Annotated in this window: 20 protein-coding genes; 4 read left to right on the top strand and 16 right to left on the bottom strand. The window is 62.3% G+C overall.

What is annotated here, in order from left to right:
* Nucleotides 1-517, top strand: a 517-nt coding sequence (locus JWQ61_RS17550) for an SH3 domain-containing protein (protein WP_304361645.1), incomplete at its 5' end; no start/stop codon positions are given.
* 40 nt (nucleotides 518-557) lie between these two features.
* Here JWQ61_RS17550 and JWQ61_RS17545 read toward each other — a convergent pair.
* From JWQ61_RS17545 to pxpB, 8 genes are all read right to left on the bottom strand, one after another.
* The gene (locus tag JWQ61_RS17545) at nucleotides 558-974 is read right to left on the bottom strand and encodes a F0F1 ATP synthase subunit epsilon (RefSeq protein WP_014008161.1); all 417 of its coding nucleotides are present in this window, start codon (nucleotides 972-974) and stop codon (nucleotides 558-560) included.
* 115 nt (nucleotides 975-1,089) lie between these two features.
* Nucleotides 1,090-1,743 carry a pyroglutamyl-peptidase I gene (gene pcp / locus JWQ61_RS17540; protein ID WP_304361644.1) on the bottom strand — a complete coding sequence of 218 codons (654 nt, stop codon included), beginning with the start codon at nucleotides 1,741-1,743 and terminating at the stop codon, nucleotides 1,090-1,092.
* A gap of 12 nt (nucleotides 1,744-1,755) precedes the next feature.
* Nucleotides 1,756-2,766 carry a DUF2891 domain-containing protein gene (locus JWQ61_RS17535; RefSeq protein ID WP_304361643.1) on the bottom strand — a complete coding sequence of 337 codons (1,011 nt, stop codon included), beginning with the start codon at nucleotides 2,764-2,766 and terminating at the stop codon, nucleotides 1,756-1,758.
* A gap of 9 nt (nucleotides 2,767-2,775) precedes the next feature.
* Nucleotides 2,776-3,762: a DUF979 domain-containing protein gene (locus JWQ61_RS17530; protein ID WP_120234104.1), complete on the bottom strand. Its 987-nt coding sequence runs from the start codon at nucleotides 3,760-3,762 to the stop codon at nucleotides 2,776-2,778.
* Nucleotides 3,759-4,478 (bottom strand): DUF969 domain-containing protein, encoded by a 720-nt coding sequence (locus tag JWQ61_RS17525; protein WP_120234105.1) that lies wholly within the window; start codon nucleotides 4,476-4,478, stop codon nucleotides 3,759-3,761. Before JWQ61_RS17525 ends, JWQ61_RS17530 begins: the two co-directional genes overlap by 4 nt.
* Before the next feature lie 231 nt (nucleotides 4,479-4,709).
* A complete protein-coding gene (pxpA, locus tag JWQ61_RS17520; protein WP_304361642.1) occupies nucleotides 4,710-5,516 on the bottom strand; it encodes a 5-oxoprolinase subunit PxpA in 807 nt (268 codons plus the stop codon).
* A 9-nt stretch (nucleotides 5,517-5,525) separates the two neighbouring features.
* Nucleotides 5,526-6,503, bottom strand: coding sequence for a biotin-dependent carboxyltransferase family protein (locus JWQ61_RS17515; protein WP_304361641.1), 978 nt, complete (start codon nucleotides 6,501-6,503; stop codon nucleotides 5,526-5,528).
* Nucleotides 6,500-7,153: a 5-oxoprolinase subunit PxpB gene (pxpB, locus tag JWQ61_RS17510; protein ID WP_304361640.1), complete on the bottom strand. Its 654-nt coding sequence runs from the start codon at nucleotides 7,151-7,153 to the stop codon at nucleotides 6,500-6,502. Before pxpB ends, JWQ61_RS17515 begins: the two co-directional genes overlap by 4 nt.
* A gap of 346 nt (nucleotides 7,154-7,499) precedes the next feature.
* Here pxpB and JWQ61_RS17505 point away from each other — a divergent pair, with 346 nt between their 5' ends.
* On the top strand, nucleotides 7,500-8,012 hold the full coding sequence (locus tag JWQ61_RS17505) for a winged helix DNA-binding protein (protein ID WP_304361639.1): 513 nt from the start codon (nucleotides 7,500-7,502) through the stop codon (nucleotides 8,010-8,012).
* Between the two features lie 47 nt (nucleotides 8,013-8,059).
* Here JWQ61_RS17505 and JWQ61_RS17500 read toward each other — a convergent pair whose 3' ends face one another.
* From JWQ61_RS17500 to JWQ61_RS17470, 7 genes are all read right to left on the bottom strand, one after another.
* Entirely contained in the window at nucleotides 8,060-8,590 is a 531-nt protein-coding gene (locus JWQ61_RS17500; RefSeq protein ID WP_041742667.1) for a TlpA disulfide reductase family protein, read from the bottom strand.
* Between the two features lie 84 nt (nucleotides 8,591-8,674).
* The gene (locus JWQ61_RS17495; protein ID WP_304361638.1) at nucleotides 8,675-10,654 is read right to left on the bottom strand and encodes a M48 family metallopeptidase; all 1,980 of its coding nucleotides are present in this window, start codon (nucleotides 10,652-10,654) and stop codon (nucleotides 8,675-8,677) included.
* Between the two features lie 33 nt (nucleotides 10,655-10,687).
* Nucleotides 10,688-11,278, bottom strand: coding sequence for a LemA family protein (locus JWQ61_RS17490; protein ID WP_041743776.1), 591 nt, complete (start codon nucleotides 11,276-11,278; stop codon nucleotides 10,688-10,690).
* 108 nt (nucleotides 11,279-11,386) lie between these two features.
* Complete coding sequence (locus JWQ61_RS17485; RefSeq protein WP_304361637.1) at nucleotides 11,387-12,076, bottom strand: BON domain-containing protein; 690 nt, start codon at nucleotides 12,074-12,076, stop codon at nucleotides 11,387-11,389.
* Complete coding sequence (locus JWQ61_RS17480) at nucleotides 12,069-12,665, bottom strand: phosphoheptose isomerase (protein ID WP_041742665.1); 597 nt, start codon at nucleotides 12,663-12,665, stop codon at nucleotides 12,069-12,071. Before JWQ61_RS17480 ends, JWQ61_RS17485 begins: the two co-directional genes overlap by 8 nt.
* 135 nt (nucleotides 12,666-12,800) lie before the next feature.
* Nucleotides 12,801-13,169, bottom strand: coding sequence for a YraN family protein (locus tag JWQ61_RS17475; protein ID WP_304361636.1), 369 nt, complete (start codon nucleotides 13,167-13,169; stop codon nucleotides 12,801-12,803).
* A gap of 18 nt (nucleotides 13,170-13,187) precedes the next feature.
* Entirely contained in the window at nucleotides 13,188-14,345 is a 1,158-nt protein-coding gene (locus JWQ61_RS17470; RefSeq protein WP_304361635.1) for a penicillin-binding protein activator, read from the bottom strand.
* 12 nt (nucleotides 14,346-14,357) lie between these two features.
* Here JWQ61_RS17470 and rsmI point away from each other — a divergent pair, with 12 nt between their 5' ends.
* Both rsmI and JWQ61_RS17460 read left to right on the top strand, forming a co-directional pair.
* The gene (gene rsmI / locus JWQ61_RS17465; protein ID WP_304361634.1) at nucleotides 14,358-15,263 is read left to right on the top strand and encodes a 16S rRNA (cytidine(1402)-2'-O)-methyltransferase; all 906 of its coding nucleotides are present in this window, start codon (nucleotides 14,358-14,360) and stop codon (nucleotides 15,261-15,263) included.
* A gap of 264 nt (nucleotides 15,264-15,527) precedes the next feature.
* Nucleotides 15,528-17,429 carry a potassium transporter Kup gene (locus JWQ61_RS17460; protein WP_304361633.1) on the top strand — a complete coding sequence of 634 codons (1,902 nt, stop codon included), beginning with the start codon at nucleotides 15,528-15,530 and terminating at the stop codon, nucleotides 17,427-17,429.
* A 39-nt stretch (nucleotides 17,430-17,468) separates the two neighbouring features.
* On the opposite strand, the gene JWQ61_RS17455 is transcribed toward JWQ61_RS17460, so the two are convergent.
* A partial coding sequence (locus JWQ61_RS17455) for a tRNA (guanosine(46)-N(7))-methyltransferase TrmB (protein ID WP_304361632.1) occupies nucleotides 17,469-18,109 on the bottom strand: 641 nt, incomplete at its 5' end.

Below are 18,109 nucleotides of genomic sequence, written 5' to 3'. Positions count from 1 at the left end.
TTATCCGCTGGTGGCGCAGCTGCGGCCCGGCACTCCGGTAACGGTGGCCGGCTGCATCAACGGCTATAGCTGGTGCGATGTGTCGCTGCCCGACGGCAACCGCGGCTGGGTGTATGCGCAGAACCTGGACTATCCCTACCAGGGCAACCAGGTGCCCCTGATCACTTACGGCAGCGCCATCGGACTGCCGATCATCGCTTTCACCATCGGCACTTACTGGGGGCAGAATTATCGCGGACGTCCGTGGTACGGGCAGCAGTCGCACTGGGCGCATCGGCCGATCCGGCCGCGTCCGCCGGTAACGGTGCGGCCACCGCCAAGGCCGTTCCCGAAACCGCCCGGAGTGGCGCCTGGCCGGCCGCGTCCGCCGGGCTTCGGCGGTGGGCACCGTCCGCCGCAAGGGGCGAGGCCGCCGGGTGGCGGCGTCAGGCCGCCAGGCGGCCGTCCTCCAGGTGGTGGCGGGCGCCCGTCGAATGGCGGCAACAAGCCGGGCCAAAACAGGCCGCAACCACGTTGATTCGCTGCGAGGTGGCCACAACCTGGCCGCCTCATCGAAATTATTTACCGCGCCGCATCTGCGCCAGCGTCGCCAGCTGCGCCGTGGCTTCCGCCAGTTCGGCTTGCGCCATGGCGTAATCGATATTCGACGCCAGGTTCTGCAGGCGCTCCTCGGCCTGCTGCCTGGCCGCGGTGGCTTTGGCTTCGTCAAGGTCCTTGCCGCGGATCGCGGTGTCAGCCAGGATGGTGACCGAGTGCGGCTGGATTTCGGCATAGCCGCCGGCGACATAAATATAATCGTCTTCGCCGCTCACGCGCTTGATATGGACCGCGCCCGGCTTCAAGCGGGTCAGCAGCGGCGTGTGGCCGGGCAGGATGCCCAGCGAACCGGCGATGCCCGGCAAAGTGACTAATCCGGCGCTGCCGGCGTATAACTCGCCTTCCGGGCTAACGACCACGACTTGAGTTTCCGACATACGGTTTCCTGTAGCAATGCTGCGTCATCGGGGCGTGTCTCGTCGTCCCATTAAACCAATGATACAAGATCGCCTGCCGGGCATCAGGAAATTAACTGAATCGGCACGGGTTCAATCAATGCAGCTGGCCGCCGCCTTCGACTACATCCTGCCGCAAGGTCATGGCGCTTTGCAGCGCGATGCGCAAACCTTCGACCAGCGTCTCCAGCGCCAGGCTGGGCTGGCCGGGATGGCGCGCCGCCTGCGACGGAATGTAAGGGATATGGATGAAGCCGCCGCGCGCCTTGGATGCGTGCGTCGCCAGCTGATGCATCAAGCCGTAAAACACGTGGTTGCATACGAAGGTGCCGGCGGTTTGCGAAACCTCCGCCGGGACGCCGGCGGCGCGCATCGCCTTGACCATGCCCTTGATCGGCAGCGTCGAAAAATACGCTGCGGGACCATCGCTGTAGATAGCCTGGTCGACCGGCTGGCGGCCGGCGTTGTCGGCAATCCGGGCGTCGTCGACATTGATCGCTACCCGTTCCAGCGACATCTGGCTGCGCCCGCCGGCCTGGCCGACGCAGATCACCAAGGCCGGCTTGAGTTCTTCCATCAGCTGGTCCAGCACCTGCAACGCCTTGCCGAACACGCAGGGCAGCTGGCGCGCCGCGACGCGCGCGCCCTCGCATGGCCAGCCGTCCAGGGCGCGCACCGCCTCCCACGACGGATTGAGCGGCTCCTGTTCGAACGGCTCAAAACCGGTGAGCAAAATAGTGGGCTGGGTCATGGCTTGTCTACCTTAGTTCACTGTTTCCATCGCCAGCATGGCAAACGTCGCCAGCCAGTGTTCGCCGGCATATTCGCCGCTGACGACATGCGGCAGCCCGGCTTCAATGTGGCGGCGCGCCGCCGCGGTCAGCGTGGCGGCGGCCGGATCGTTTTCCGGCAGGCGCCGGGCAATCCGCTTCATGCACCAGGCGCGGCTCAGGTTCAAGCCGTTCAGGTGGGCGATCTTGGGATCGCTATGGTCGCTGACGTCGGCCGGATTCATCAGGCGGTCGATATCGGCCAGCTTCGGCAGGTACTGGGCGAACCAGTCGACGAATACATCGGCCTCAAGTACGTCGGCCATCAGCAAGGCTTCGGTCAGCGCCGCCGACAGGAATTCGTCGCCGCCCGGTTCGTAATGCGCCGGATAGTTGCTGTCGCCCATGAAGTAGCGGCAGGAGGCAGTGACGATGGCGCTGTCCAGTTCCGTATCGTTGCGATGGCGCGCGAAATCGAGTATCAGTTTCAAGGCGAACGCGCTGTTGTAATGGGTGCCGACGCGGATCGCATAACCGAGCTTGGAAAAATAGCTGAACACGCGGCTGCGTATTTCCGCCACCAGCGGTTCCATCGTGGCCAGCCAGGCCTTGGCCTTGGGATGCTGCCAGGTTTCCAGTTCCTGCGCCAGCGCCATGATCCAGGCCCAGCCGTAGGGACGTTCGAAGGAGACCCGTCCAGGCGTCTGGAAATACGCCAGTTCCTGCTGCATGTTGGCGGCGCTGAAGTGGTCGTTGAACATCTGCGCGATCTCGTCCTGCTGCGGCAGCGCCGGATACAGCCGGGCGCTGCGCGCCAGCAGCCAGTAGCCGTGCACCGCCGAGTGCCAGTCGTAGCAGCCGTAGAACACCGGGTGCAGGGCGCGCGGGGTTTGCGCATCCTGCGCATCGTTCAGTACGTGCATGATGTGGTTGGGATATTCGTGGCGCAGCGAGCGCAAGGGCAGGCGCACGAAGGCCGAAACCTGGTCAAGAGTCAGATGCATGGTTGCTCCTTAGCGGAATACGAGGAAATACATCAGCAGTATATTGGCTGCCAATAATGTCAGTGCGGTCGGGATCTGGGTCTTGATCACCAGGTATTTATCCTTCAGCTCCAGCAGCGCGGCCGGCACGATGTTGTAGTTGGCGCCCATCGGCGTCATCAGGGTGCCGCAGTAACCGGCCAGCATGCCGATGGTCACCAGCGGGGCCGGATCGGCATGGTGGCCGACGATCAGGAACGGCAGCGCGATGCCGGCGGTGAGCACCGGGAAGGCGGCGAAGGCATTGCCCATGATCATGGTGAACAAGGCCATACCGACGCAGTAGATCACGACCAGCATGAAGCGGCTGTCGGGATTGACGAACAGGCTGACCACATCCTGCACCGATTTGCCGGTATGGGCGGCGACGAACACGCCGCCCAGCATCGCCAGCATCTGCGGCAGGACAGAAGCCCAGCCGATGGCGTCGAGCAGCCGGCGCGATTCGCGCACCGCATGCAGCGGCGTGCCGCCGGTCAGCTTCCAGCCGGCCAGGATTGCGCAGATGCAGCCCACGCACAACGCTGCCAGCGTCAGCTGTTTCTGGTCGAGCAGGTAGACGCCGCCGATGGAAACGCCTTTCAGCAAGACCGTGCATAGCACGGTGACGATCGGGATCAGCACCGCCGGCAGGAAAATCCAGTTGCCGATCTGGTTGGCCGATGCCTGGCGCTGTTCGGCGCTGCGCTGTTTGTAGCTGCCGATCGACAGCAGGCCGCAGCCGGCGATCAGTGAAATCAGGATCACGACGACGCCGATGATGCGATACGCCAGCGGTTTGCCGAGCGAAGCAACCAGCAGGTCGCTGAACAGGAATACCGTGCCGAACAGGAACCAGAACAGGGCCGTGGTCAGGCGTTTCGGATTGCCCTTGTCGCGCAAGGTCATGCCGACCAGCAGCATCAGGATGACGCCGATCAGGTAATAGATCTCGTTGATGGTGATCAGGGCGCTCATGCGGCCACCTCTTGTCCCTGGGTTTTTTTCCAGGCGGCGATGTCGCGCGCGATGCTGGCGTCCAGCCGCGCCAGGCGGAACATGTGGATCACCAGCGCGGCGATCGCGGTAGGAATCGCCCACAGGCCGAGATGCAGCGGCTCGATGCCGAGGATGCCGTTTTCCTTGAGGAAGGCATCCATCAGCAGCACTGCGCCGAAGGCGATGAAAATGTCTTCGCCGAAGAAGACGGCGACGTTGTCGCAAGCGGCGGAATGCGCGCGCAGCTTGTCGCGGATATGCAGCGGCAGTTCGCCGTAACGCGCGGTAGCCGCGCCTTCAACCATCGGCGCCAGCAGCGGCCGCACGGTTTGCGCCTGGCCGCCGATATAGGTCAGGCCGAGCGCGCCCAGGCCCTGGCGCAACACAAAGTACAACATCAGGATGCGCGCCGAGGTAGCGGCCGCCATGCTGGAAATCCAGTCTTGCGCACGTTCTTTCAGCCCGTAGCTTTCGAGCAGGCCGATCACCGGCAGGATCAGCACATACACCGCCAGCGAACGGCTGTTGATGAATTTCTCGCCGAAGGTTTCCAGCAAGGTGCCGAGATCCATGCCGACCGACAGGCCGGTCGCCAGCCCTGCCACCGTCACCACCAGCAGGGGATTGAATTTCAAGGCAAAACCAGCCACCACTATCGGTATGCCGATCAGCGGCAATAATTCTGTTACGGTCATTGCTATCTCCTAATGTTGAGACGGTCGTTGCTGCGCCGCCGATTCTGTTGACTTCTTGGTGTTATTGCTTCCTAGTGAACTGTAACAGCCAATTCAGAAGTGCTTGTCACGTACCCGACCCGCATGGCGGCGTTGCAAATGCTCGCAATAGTCTCGCTATTGCTCCGCTTTGCGCCTTGCCCTGCGCGCCGGGTACGCGCCCTTCACTCCCGAATCGGCTGCTACAGTCCACTAGCCTAGCAGGGGGAACAAGGTATCGGCAGCGGTTATCCGCGGCGCACGGATAGCGATGCCTTGCTGTTTCAGTTCGGCATGGATGCGGCGCGCAAATTCCAGCGCGTGTGCACCGTCGCCGTGCAGGCAGACCGTGTCCGCCTTGACCGCGGCCCAGCTGCCGTCGATTGCGTGGACCTTGCCTTCACGGATCATATGCATGGTTTGTGCCAGAGCCTGTTCCTCGTCTTCGATCAGGGCGCCGGGCGTGCCGCGCTTGACCAGGCTGCCGTCGGCCATGTAGCCGCGGTCGGCAAACACTTCTTCCACGGCGTGCAGGCCGGCGCGCTGGGCGGCGGCGATCAGCTCGCTGCCGGCCAGGCCGAACAAGGCCAGGCCCGGATCGACATCGCGGATGGCGGCGACGATAGTGTCGGCCAGTTTGGCGTCGCGCGCCGCCATGTTGTACAGCGCGCCATGCGGCTTGACGTGCGCCAGCTGGGCGCCGTGCGCACCGGCGATCGCCGCCAGCGCACCGATCTGGTACTGCACGCCGCTATAGATTTCGTTGGCCGGCAGCTGCATTTCGGTGCGGCCGAAATTATCGCGGTCGGGAAAACTCGGATGGGCGCCGATGGCGACCCCTTGCGCCACCGCCCAGGCCACGCATTGCTGCATCATCAGGGCGCTGCCGGCATGCCAGCCGCAAGCGATATTGGCCGAGCTGACCAGGGCCAGCAGCGCGTGATCGTTGCCGGCGCTGCCGCCGCTTTGTTCGCCGAGGTCGGCGTTGAGGTCTACCTGCTTGTGTTCTTTCTTGGGCATCGTCTGCTCCTATTTGGTCGGACGCAACCAGTAGTGCATCGCGGTTTCGATCTGTTGCAGATACGAGGCGTCGTGGTGCAGTGCTACGCGGGCCTGGACGACGTCGCATTCGACAAACTGTATGGTGCGGTTGAAGCGCAGCTGGGCCAGCCGGGCCAGGTCGGCGCTGATCACGACACCGATTTTCGGATAACCGCCGGTGGTTTGCGCATCCGCCATCAGCACGATAGGCTGGCCGGCGGGCGGCACCTGGATGACGCCCGGCAGCACGCCATGGGACAGCAGGTCGCTGCCTTTCTTGATCTTCAGTTCCGGGCCGCTCAGGCGAAAGCCCATGCGGTTGCTTTGCGGCGTCAAGGTCCAGCTGCTGTTCCAGAAGGTTTTTTGCGCGGCTTGCGTGAACAGATCATATTCGGGACCAGGGATCACGCGGATTGCCAGCGTTTCGGCATCGTCTTCGTACCAGGATGGCGGGCGTACGCCGAAAGACGCTGCGCTATGCAGCGCCGCGGCCGGGTCATCCGGCGCGCCGGCGGGCAGGCTGTCGCCTTCCGCCAGCGCGCAGCCGCCATGGCCGCCAAAACCGGCCTGCAGGTCGGTGGCGCGCGAACCGAGTTGAGCGGCGGCATCGATGCCGCCGGCGATTGCCAGGTAGGCGCGCATGCCATGCCGTGCAGCGTTCAGCCTCAGGATCTGTCCGGCGCGGACTCGCACGCTCCACCATGACGGCAGCGGCTTGTCGTCCAGCGTCGCCGCGAAATCGGCGCCGCCCAGGGCGATGCGGCCATCGGCGGTGAACGCCAGCTCGCAGGGACCAAGCGTGAATTCGATGGCGGCGGCGTCGTGCGGATTGCCGACCAGCAGGTTGGCGATGGCCAGTGCGGTGCGGTCCAACGCCCCCGACTGGCAGATGCCGAGATGGCGGAAACCGCTGCGGCCCATGTCCTGGACCGAGTTGATGCGCCCGGCGCGCAGGATCTTGATCATGCGATCACCTCGCTGGCGACGAAGCGCACGCGGTCGCCCGGCTGCAGCAAGGTAGGAGGATTGGCGGCGGGATCGAACAGGCGCAGCGTGCTATGGCCGATCAGCTGCCAGCCGCCGGGCGAGGCCGCCGGATAAATCCCGGTCTGGCTGCCGCCGATGCCGACCGAACCGGCCGGCACCACCAGCCGCGGCTCGCTGCGGCGCGGCGTGGCCAGCTGCGGATCGAGTCCGCCCAGGTAGGGAAAGCCGGGCTGGAAGCCGATGAAGTAGACGATGTATTCAGCCGCCGTATGGCGCTTGACGATCTCGGCCGGCGACAAGCCGGTGTGGCGCGCAACTTCTTCCAGGTCGGGACCGCTGGCGCCGCCATAGATAACCGGGATTTCGATCTTGCGCCCGGCCTTCTGGCTGATGGCCGCGGCATCCCAGGCGTTCTGCAGCTTGTCCGCCAGTTGTTCGGCATCGGCCGCCAGCGGGTCGAACAGGATAGTCAGGTTATTCATGCCCGGCACCACGTCGCGCACGTGCGGCCAATGCGCTGCCTTGGCGGCGATGGCCCACAAGCGCTGCTGGCAGTCCAGGGTAGCGCTGGCTCCCGTGTTCAGTATCAGGGCGCTTTCGCCAAGAGCTTGTATGACGGCTTGGGTCATTGCGGCTGGTTTCCTTCGGCAGAATGGTCGGCAATTGCGGCACAGGGCGTTGCTGCCGCGAGGCGGCGCAAGGCCCGGTTCTCTAACTGCTGGGACAACACGTTGAATTGCAAAGAAAAATGGCGGGACAAGTTAGCAGCCGTCGCAGCCTGCCGAATTAGTCTACCCCCAAAACGAGCTTGCCCTTGTTAACCAGAGCTTAAGCAAAGGGCAATATCGTCCATCAAAAATAAAATGTCAATAATTTGTATGTAAATAGTTTATGTTGTTGCTGAAATACAGACAGTCTGGCGTTTCGCACAAGTAGTTGTATGATTGATTTTTCTTGGTGTTTTGTAGGAAATGTATGAACGTTGCTCCACCTAAAATCCTCTCATCCGCCCACCTGGCTTCGGAAAGCAGCGTCGAGTTGTCGGAGCTTGAGTACGCTTTGATCATTGCCGGTAATGCATTCAACCGCTGGATGTCGCGCTGCATGTCGGCGGCTGGCGTGAAGGACATGACGCCGGTCGAGGTTTCCTTGTTACACCATGTTTGCCATCGCGAACGCAAAAAGAGCCTGGCCGACATCTGTTTTGTCCTCAATATCGAGGACACGCATATCGCCAGTTACGCGCTGAAGAAGCTGGTGAAAGCCGGTTACATACAAAGTGAAAAAGTCGGTAAGGAAGCGTATTTCTCCGCCACGGCCAGCGGCTATGCGCTTTGCCTCAAATACCGGGAGATGCGCGAGGAGTGCCTGATCACCGTGCTGTCCGATACCGGCTTGTCGAACCAGGCGCTGGGCGATACCGCCAAATTGCTGCGCACGGCCTCAGGCCTGTATGACACGGCTTCGCGTGCGGCGACGTCGAGGTGATTTATAAAAAGGCGGGTATAAAAAAAGGCGCTTGATGCGCCTTTTTTTTATGCTGCTGCGAGCGCCTTGTCGAGCAAGGCGTGCAGCTCGTCAAACTTGGGCGCGCCCACGTAGCGCTTGATGATATTGCCCTGCTTGTCGATCACGAAGGTGGTCGGCGTCAGCTTGACGTCGCCGAAGGAATCGGCCAGCTTGCTCTGCGTATCCAGGGCGACCTGGAACGGCAGGCTGCGGGTTTGCACAAAATTCATGACGTAGTTAGGCGGGTCGTAGCTCATCGCCACGGCGACATAATCGAGGCCCTTGTCCTTGTACATATTGTAGGTCTGCACCATTTGCGGCATCTCGGCGACGCAGGTGGTGCAGCTGGTGGCCCAGAAATTCACCATCACCACCTTGCCGCGCAAGCTCTTCAGCGATACCTGCTCGCCCTTGATATTGGTGAACGAGACATCCGGCGCCGCATGCGTGTTCGACATCGACAGGTAACCGGCCAGCGCCAGCGCTACCACCGCGGCGGCGCCTGCAACCTTGATCCAGAGCCGTTTGCCGGCGGTGTTTTCAGCTTGAGCTTGCATGACAGAATCCAATACGGGCTATACCCGAGAGCACCCATTATAACTATCTGCGGGCGGCTCTGCCGAAAGCCAGGAAATTAACAATTAGTTATCGAATTGCCAGGGGTAAGCGTGATAAGTGGCGGCCACCGCCGGCGGTATCGGCGCTTCGATGCCGGCGCAGATTGCGCGCAGGATGTCGGCGCTGACGATCTGCAAGGCCGCGCCGTCGTCAGCTACCGCCAGCAGGGCCTTGACCAGCTGCGGTTTGGCCAGCGGCGCCAGCTGGTTGGCATGGTCCAGCGCAAGCCTTACCCGCGGAAAGCCGAGGCTGGCGCCGTTGCAGTAGTGCTGGGCGGCGAGATTGAGTTCGGGGCAGACATGCGCGCCGCGCAGGAAAGCCGCCAGCCTTGCGCCGACGGCGTCGGCATGGCTGGCCGGCACCGCCACGTGCGCCACCAGCGACAGCAGCACGGCGATGTCGCTGTCCAGTTCCGACAGCTTGTTGAATTTGACCGGTACCAGGCGTCCGGAGCGCGGCGCCAGGCGGCGCGTCAGGATGGTCTGCAGCACGAATTCGGCCAGCGTGATGCGGCTGTCGGCGGCGATCAGCTGGTCCACCAGCACCAGCATCTTGTCGCGTTCGGGCTGCGCCAGCTCCCGCAATGCGGGCGTCGCCAGGTCAACCAGCGGCAGCCGGGCGCTGAGCGGCAACTGCACGATCGATTCGGCCAGGAAGGTAGTCAGCGCGGCCTGCTGCGGCGCTTCGTTCTTGAGTAGCGCCAGTTGCGCTTCACGCTCCGCGCCTTCGCCCAGCAACAGGGCGTAGACCACGGCGCGCGCCGCGAACGGATCGTGCACCGCGCCGTTGAGCTGGGACGACAGCGCGGCCTTGCCGCTGCTGTTGCCGAATTCGAGCGACGGCGTCGGCAATCCGCCGGCTGGCGGCGCGGCTGCCGAGACAGCTGCCGAAACAACCGCGGCGCCGGCCAGGCCGGCAACCGCAAACGGCAGGTCCGGCAGGCGTTCGACGCTGGCGGCATACGGCACCGCCAGTTCAGGCGCTTCCAGCGGCGACATGCTGCGGCCGTAGATGCGTTTCAAGCGTTCCGCCAGCGGCGGATGGGTGGCGAACCAGCCGTCCAGCAGATTGGGACGGGCGCTGCCGAGGAACAGGTGCGACAGCTGCTCGGCATTCGGATGATTGATCTGCGAGCCGATCTTCTTGCCGTCGGTGAGGCCGCCGATCTTGCGCAAGGCGCCGCCTATGCCCTCGGGATTGCGGGTGAACTGGACGGCGCTGGCGTCGGCCAGGAATTCGCGCTGGCGCGATACCGCGGATTTGATCAGGCGGCCGAAGAAGATGCCGATATAACCGACCACGAACAGCACCAGGCCGGCCAGGAACAGCACCAGCTGCCACGGCGGGCCTTTGTCGTCGCGTCCTCCGCCCCAGTAGCGGCCGACATTCATCAGCTGCTGGCCGAAACCGGCGATCATCTGGATGCCGAACAGGACGCCGATCAGGTGGATGTTCAAGCGCATGTCGCCGTTCAGGATATGGCTGAACTCGTGGCCGACCACGCCTTGCAATTCATCGCGCGTGAGCCGGTTCAAGGTGCCGCGCGTGACTGCGACCACGGCTTCATTCTGGTTGTAGCCGGCAGCGAAGGCGTTGATCGCGTCTTCCTGCTCCAGCAGGTAGACCTTGGGGCAGGCAATGCCCGAAGCCAGCGCCATTTCTTCCACCACGTTCAACAGCCGCCGCTCCTGCAGGTCGCCGCTGGCGGGCGAAACGATGCGGCCGCCGGCCATCAGCGCCACGGCGTCGCCGCCGTCGCGCAGGTTGAACGTCTGGATCAGCGTGCCGCCGCCTATCAGCAGCAGCGTGACGAGGGTGTTGACTTCGAAGAAGCCTTTTGGATACTGACGCAGCGCGCCGTGATGGCTGCCGAACTTGAAGATCCATAGCAGCGCCATCGCCAGGTTGACGGCGACCACGATGGCGATCACCGCCAGCGCGAACAGGAGCACCAGTTTCCTGGTTTCCTGGCGCGCCTGGTGCTGCTGTTCGAAGAAAGTCATGCGCGCTGTTTCTGCTACGCTCAGGCGCCGGGCTTAGAACGTCACCTTGACCGCTTTGCGTTCTTCGGGGGCTTCGGTAGCTTGCAGCAGTTCCGCCGGCTTGAAGGCAAACATGTTGGCGAAGATCGAGCCGGGGAATTGTTCGATCGCGGTGTTGTATTCCATCACGCTGTCATTGTACGCCTGGCGCGAAAAGCCGATCTTGTTTTCGGTGCCGGTCAGCTCTTCCGTCAGCTGCATCATGTTCTGGTTGGCTTTCAGGTCCGGGTAGGCTTCCGACAAGGCAAACAGCTTGCCCAGGCTGGCGCTGAGCGCGCCTTCGCTGGCCGCCATCTGCTGCACGGCAGCGGCGTCGGTGGCGTTGCCGCCGACCTTGGCATTGGCGCTGACCGCCTGGTTGCGCGCCGCGATCACCGCTTCCAGCGTTTCGCGCTCGTGCTTCATGTAGCCCTTGGCGGTTTCCACCAGGTTCGGGATCAGGTCGTAACGGCGCTTGAGCTGCACGTCGATCTGGGCGAATGCGTTCTTGAAGCGGTTGCGGAAGCTCACCAGGCGGTTATAGATACCGACTGCCCAAAACACGATGACGAGCACAATTACTACAAGAATGATGAAGCCGATCATGGTTTTCCCCAAAAAAAAGCCGCCGGACAATTTGTCCAGCGGCAACGTTATATGACAAGAAGCGGAAAAGCAAGCCGGTTTCTGTCCCGGCTTCCAGGGCAAGCCGGATTATTTGGCGTTTTCCTTGCTGCTTTCCCTTGGCGCCGACGACATCTGCGTCAATTCTTCTTCGGTGATGTAGTCGAATACCTTGACAACTTTTTGCACGCCGTTGACGCCAGCAGCGATTTCGCCGGCACGTTTGCCTTCACGTTCTGTCACCCGGCCCATCAGGTAGACATTGCCGCGTTCGGTCACCACCTTGATCGAGTTGCCGAACACGTCTTTGGCATCCACCAGGGAAGCGATGACCTTGCTGGTGATGAAGGTATCGTTGGAACGCGCCGAGAAAGTCGACGGTGCGCCGATCGCCAGTTCGTTGGCTACCGCATGCACGTTTTCAATCGATTGCGCTTCGCGCTCGGCCGCTGCCTTGGCGGCATCGTCGCGCACTTCGCCGGTCAGCAGCACCTTGCGGTTGTAGCTGGTGGCGTTGACGTGGCCGTCCTGGCCGACCACACCGGGAATCCGCGTTTCGGCCTTGACCATGATGGCCTTGTCCTCGGTCTGCGCGCCCAGGGTGCGGCGATCCGTCGCGGCGAAACCGCCGGCGACGGCGCCGCCCAGCGCCAGCGCTACGCAGCCTTGCAAAGCCATCACCACTGTGCCGCATAACGCTACGGCAGCCAACGGACGCTGCCAGTTGCTCCAACCCGGGTTTTGCCGCGGGTTTAGCCGCGGGTTTGGCCGATCAATCATTCGCATCTCCTCCAAATAAAGCGACATCGATGCCGTCGCATAAGCAGTGAATCGTTAGCAGATGGACTTCCTGGATGCGCGCGGTGCGGTCGTGCGGCACACAGATATGCACATCTGCTTCAGTCAGTTTCTTGCCGATGGCGCCGCCGCCTTTGCCGGTCAGGGCGATGACGCGCATGTCGCGTTCCAGCGCGACATCGATGGCAGCCAGCACGTTGGCGGAATTGCCCGATGTCGAGAACGCCAGCAGCACATCGCCTGCTTGTCCAAACGCCTGCACCTGCTTGGAAAAGATTTCGTTATAGCTGTAATCGTTGCCGACCGCCGTGATGATCGAGGTATCGGTAGTCAGCGCCAACGCCGGCAGCGGCAGCCGCTCTCGTTCAAAGCGTCCTACCAGCTCCGCCGCAAAATGCTGGCAGTCGGCGGCAGAACCGCCGTTGCCGCAAGCAAGAATCTTGTTGCCATTGGACAGCGCGGAGAACATAAGTTCAACTGCGCTGGCAATCGGGCCCGCCAGGACTTCGGCTGCGCGGGCTTTAAGTTCGGCGCTTTCATTGAAGTGCGCCAGGATGCGTTGATTTATCATGATGTCGGTATTTTGCGTGAAATGCTGGGGTTTGTGGTCCATGCCCCGGACGGTATCGGCAGGATAATTTCCTGCCTGATAGGCTTGCCATGGTTATCGTGGCCTGATTATAGCGGTCGTTGCCTCGCTCGGGAGCTAAGTTTCGAATGCCTGCCGGATCCATTCGACGGCGTCGCCTTCGATGGCGACAACATCGAAACGACAGGCTGGCGGCTGGGCGTAACGCTGCAGGAAAACCTGGGCGGCAATGATGAGCTTGGCCTGTTTGCTGCGCGTGACGCTGGCTGCGGCGCCGCCATAGCGCCGGTTGCTGCGCTGCCGGACTTCGACAAAAACCAGCAGCCCCGAAGCCGGCTCATGCAGGATCAGGTCGATTTCGCCGCCCTTGCAGCGGAAATTCCTTTCGACCAGCTGCAGTCCGCATTGCTGCAGATAGATGAGCGCCCGATCCTCCGCCAGCTGGCCGCCGACCTGGCGCGGCGAGCGTGTTCCCAGGAGTTTCATCAGGGCGCCGCAACCGTGTCAGGGCGCGCCAAGCGGCGTGACGATGCCGTTCTGGTAGGCCGCAGCCGGTTCTATCCGTTCAAAGCTGGGCGCGCCTACGCCAAAACTGATGTTCAGCTGGCCGGTCACGCCATCGATCTGGAATACGGTATTGCGCGCGGCGATTTCATGGGCGATGCGGAAGGCGTCGATGCCCAGCGCGTACAGGCGCTCCAGGTCGGCGTTGCGGCGCTGGTCGGCGGCTACCGGCTGGTGCGGATACACCATCACGGCCGGATGATCGGCTTCCACCTGCCAAGGGATATCCAGCAAGCGTACGCCGTTCAGTTCAGGGATCTGGTGTTCCGGATTATTGTCGTTGAGGGTCAGCGGATTGAGCTGGGAGATGCCGAAGATCGGCGTTTCCAGGCCGACTGCGGTGCGGATCTGCCGCGCCTGGTCGGCGTTGAGGGCGGCAAACAGCAGGCGCGGTTTTTCGCTTTCGATCCGTTGCTGCAATTGCGCCAGCGCGCCGGCGTTGAACACGCCGTCTTCGAGGTTCAAGGTCATCACGTCAGCATGCAGTCCGCTGCCCTGGATCTGCTGCACGAAGGCGTTGGCGACCCGTTTCTGCCAGGCGGCGCCGGTGCTCAGCACGAACACCTTGCCCGGCGCATAGTCGGCGCCGACCCAGCTCGCGACTTGGCGCGCTTCGGCCTCGATCGACAAGCCGACAGGCAGCAGCTGCGGCGGCAGGGTCATTTCCTTGCCGTTGGAAAAATCCGGCTGGGTCAGGGCAAGCGTAGGCTTGTCGACCTGGCCGTTCTGGATGATGGCGGTGAGGCCGGTGCGCGACAGCGGGCCGACCAGGATATCGTATTTTTTACTGGCGGCGAGATAGGCCGCCAGCATGTCGCCAGGCGTATCGGCCGCTTCGATCACGGTCACCGCCAGGCCGTTCTTGTCGCGCTCGTAGGCATTCAGGAAGCCGCCGCGCACGGCGTCGGCAGCTGCGCCCAACGGGCCGGAGCGCAGCGGCAGCAGCAGGGCGATGCTGGCCAGCGGAATGGTGTCGGCGCCGCCATCCGGGCTGGCGGATCCGGCGAAGGTTGTGTTTGCCAGCGCAGGCGGGCACAATCCGTTCAACAGGATACCCGCCAGTAGCGTCAGTGCCAGCTTGGCCCATTTATATAACATTCATAACTCCCCATGACTCATCAATCTGCCAGCAGCCTCGTCAACCCAGCGATTTTGGATGAGGTGGCGCAGCAAGCGTATCCCGCGTCGACATTATATGTGCTGGCCACACCGATCGGAAATGTCTGCGATATCAGCCTGCGTGCCTTGCATGTATTGTCCATGGTCGACGCCGTGGCGTGCGAGGACACCAGGAATACTGCCCATTTGCTGGGACGCTATGGTTTGTCCAAGACCTTGCTGGCGGCGCACGAGCATAACGAACGGGAGGTTGCGGAAAAGATTGTCGCGCGCCTGCAAGCCGGCGAACGCATCGCGCTGGTATCCGACGCCGGCACGCCGGCGGTATCCGATCCCGGCGCCCGCATCGTCGACGCCGTGCTGCGCGCCGGCTTGCGCGCCTTGCCGCTGCCGGGGCCGTCGGCGGCGGTCACCGCGTTGTCGGTCAGCGGCCTGGTCAATGACCAGTTCCAGTTCGTCGGCTTCCTGCCGAGCAAGGCCAGGCAGCGCGAGATCGTGCTGGCCGGCCTGGCCGGCGCAAGCGCGACCCTGGTGCTGTACGAGGCGCCGCACCGGATCATAGAAACCGTCGACGCCTTGCTGCAGGCCTTCGGTCCGGCGCGCCAGGTGGTGCTGGCGCGCGAGCTGACCAAGCTGTTCGAGAGCGTGCATCGTTGCCCCCTGGGCGAAGCGCCGGCGTGGTTGGCGGCCGACGGCAACCGGCAGAAGGGCGAATTCGTGCTGCTGATCGAAGCCGCGCCCGTTGTAATCGACGATAGCGCAGAGGGAGAGCGGATTTTACGGATTCTGCTGTCGGAATTGTCAGTCAAGCAAGCTTCGTCCCTGGCGGCGCAAATTACGGGGCAAAAGAAAAACGCCCTGTATGAGCGGGCGCTGGCGTTGAAAGCTGCCGAGTAAGGCAGCTGTGATAGTCTTTTGTCATCAACCAATGCCTTCCTGATTCGTTAAACTTGACCGTGAATAAGCACAAATCGATGGGCGTGGGGATGTATTTTAGCAACGCCGGCGACATTGCAAACTGGTCCCGGCCCCGGGGTTGAGAGTAAAATCCGGCTCCTTGTGCGTTGCCGCAAAAAGTTTCAAGCAAATATCAAATTGAAGTAAGCGGGCCGTGTCTTGCTATACCTGCGCAGGCTTGCCCTTACCAATAAGAGAGAGAACATGAGTAATACACAAACCAGCAACAGCGCCGGATTCAAGTCATCCCGTTTCCATATCATTACGCTGGCTGCACTGGGCATTGTGTTTGGCGATATCGGCACCAGCCCGTTGTATGCGCTGAAAGAATGTTTCAGCGCGGAGCATGGCATCCCGTTCACGCCTGATGGCGTGCTGGGCATTATCTCGATGCTGTTCTGGGCCATCACCATCGTGGTCTCGCTGAAATACGTACTGTTCGTGATGCGCGCCGACAATAACGGCGAAGGCGGCGTGCTGGCCTTGATGGCGCTGTCGCTGCGCACCGCAAAAAACGGCTCGGGCCGCGCCAAGCTGCTGATGATGCTGGGCGTATTCGGGGCTTGCATGTTTTACGGCGACGTCGTGATCACGCCCGCCATCTCGGTGCTGTCGGCGGTGGAGGGGCTGGAAATCGCCACGCCGGGACTAAGCCGCTATGTGGTGCCGCTGGCGCTGGTGATCCTGATCGCCCTGTTCCTGATCCAGAAGCACGGCACCACGGTGGTCGGCAAGCTGTTCGGGCCGGTGATGTTCGTCTGGTTCCTGTCGCTGGGCCTGCTGGGTATCTACAACGTGATCAAGGCACCTGAAATCCTGGCTGCGATCAATCCTTATTACGCCTTTGTCTTCATGCAGCAGCATGCGCTGCAAGCGTTCATCGTGCTGGGTTCGGTAGTGCTGGTGCTGACCGGCGCCGAAGCGCTGTATGCCGACATGGGCCACTTCGGCATCCGCCCTATCCGCTTTGCCTGGCTGTTTACCGTCATGCCTTGCCTGATGCTGAATTATTTCGGCCAGGGCGCGAACCTGCTGACTAATCCCAGCGCGGTCCAGAATCCGTTTTACCTGATGGTGCCGGACGCTTTGCTGTTGCCGATGGTGATCCTGGCGACCGCCGCCACCGTAATCGCATCGCAGGCAGTGATTTCCGGCGCGTTCTCGCTCACCAGCCAGGCCATCTTGCTGGGTTTTGTGCCGCGCATGCGCATCCTCCACACTTCCGAAGACGAACGCGGCCAGATCTATGTGCCGGTGATTAACTGGATGCTGCTGATACTGGTGGTGGCAGTGGTGCTGGCGTTCAAGAAATCCGACAACCTGGCCGCCGCCTACGGCGTTGCGGTGACCACCACCATGCTGATCACGACAGTGCTGGCGGCAGTCGTCATGCGCACCGTCTGGAAATGGAATCCGTTTTTGGTGGCGCTGGTCATCAGCGCCTTTTTCATCGTCGACTTCGCCTTCTTCGCCGCCAACCTGCTGAAGATCGTCGACGGCGGCTGGTTCCCGCTGCTGCTCGGCGGTTTTGCCTTCTTCCTGCTGATGACCTGGTATTCCGGCCGCATGCTGCTGCGCGAGCGCAGCAAGGACGAAGGCATTCCGCTGGAACCGTTCGTCGAAGGCTTGCTGGCTCATCCGCCGCACCGGGTGGAGGGCACGGCGGTATTCATGACCGGCAATGTGGGCACGGTGCCGGTGGCGTTGTTGCACAACCTGAAGCACAACCGCATCCTGCACAAGCGGGTGTTCTTCCTGAAGATCAGCATCTGGGACGTGCCTTTCGTCGACGACGACAAGCGCCTTACCTTGAAGGAGCTGGGCAGCGATGTGTACATCCTGCGCACCGCCTTCGGCTTCAAGGAAACACCCGACGTGCACATCGTGATGGCCCTGGCCAGCAATCAGTTCGGCCTGGAATTCGACGTGATGGATACGTCCTTCTTCTTGGCGCGCGATACCGTGATCCCGAGCAAGATTCCAGGCATGCAGTTATGGCGTGAAAAACTTTTCGCCTGGATGTACCAGAATGCGGCCAAGCCGTCGGACTTTTTCCATATCCCGGTGAACCGGGTAGTCGAGCTGGGCACCAAAGTCGAAATCTGAGTTGCGCGAATTCCCGTTAGCCGTTCCGGCTGGCGGAATTCAATGCGTACCGAGGTCCGCCTGGCAGCGCCACAACTGATGGCCGGAAGCCAGGTATTTGCTCTCGAACGGCGTGATCGGCTGTTGCAGCAGATACGCTTCGCAGCCAACCTCTTTGCCGCTCAGCTGGCCCAGGGCGCTGGCGCATTCCTCTACATAGATCCGCCAGTTGCTGCGGCATTCCAGGATTCCCCCCAGCGCGACGATATCCGGAAACACCGGATGACCATGCCAGCGGCGGCTCAGCTGGCCGATTTTCGGCCACGGATTGGGATACAGCAGATAGTGCCGTGCCGGGAAAATCCGCGCGGCCAGCAGCAAGCGCCAGTAATCCACCAGGTCGGCCCGGATCCGCACGAAATTGTGTGGTAACGGCGTGTGCGGCAACGGCGCCGCGCTGCCTGGCCACAGGGTATTGCGGCCAACCCGGTCGGCCGACTGGTCGATCCCGATCACGAAATGATCGGGATACTGCGCCGCCAGGTGCATGGTCGACAGGCCGACGCCGCAACCGGCATCGAGGATCAGGGGCAAGCTGCCGGCTGCGCGCCAGGCGGCGATGCTGTCATCGAAAGCACGCTGGTTGTAAACGCTGACCGGTTTTTGAAAAACGTGCGCCGCATGTTTGGCGACGGTGGCTG

The organism is Collimonas fungivorans, from assembly GCF_028292705.1.
GTDB classification, from domain to species: domain Bacteria; phylum Pseudomonadota; class Gammaproteobacteria; order Burkholderiales; family Burkholderiaceae_D; genus Collimonas; species Collimonas fungivorans_B.
This window is presented reverse-complemented; position numbering and strand designations above follow the sequence as displayed.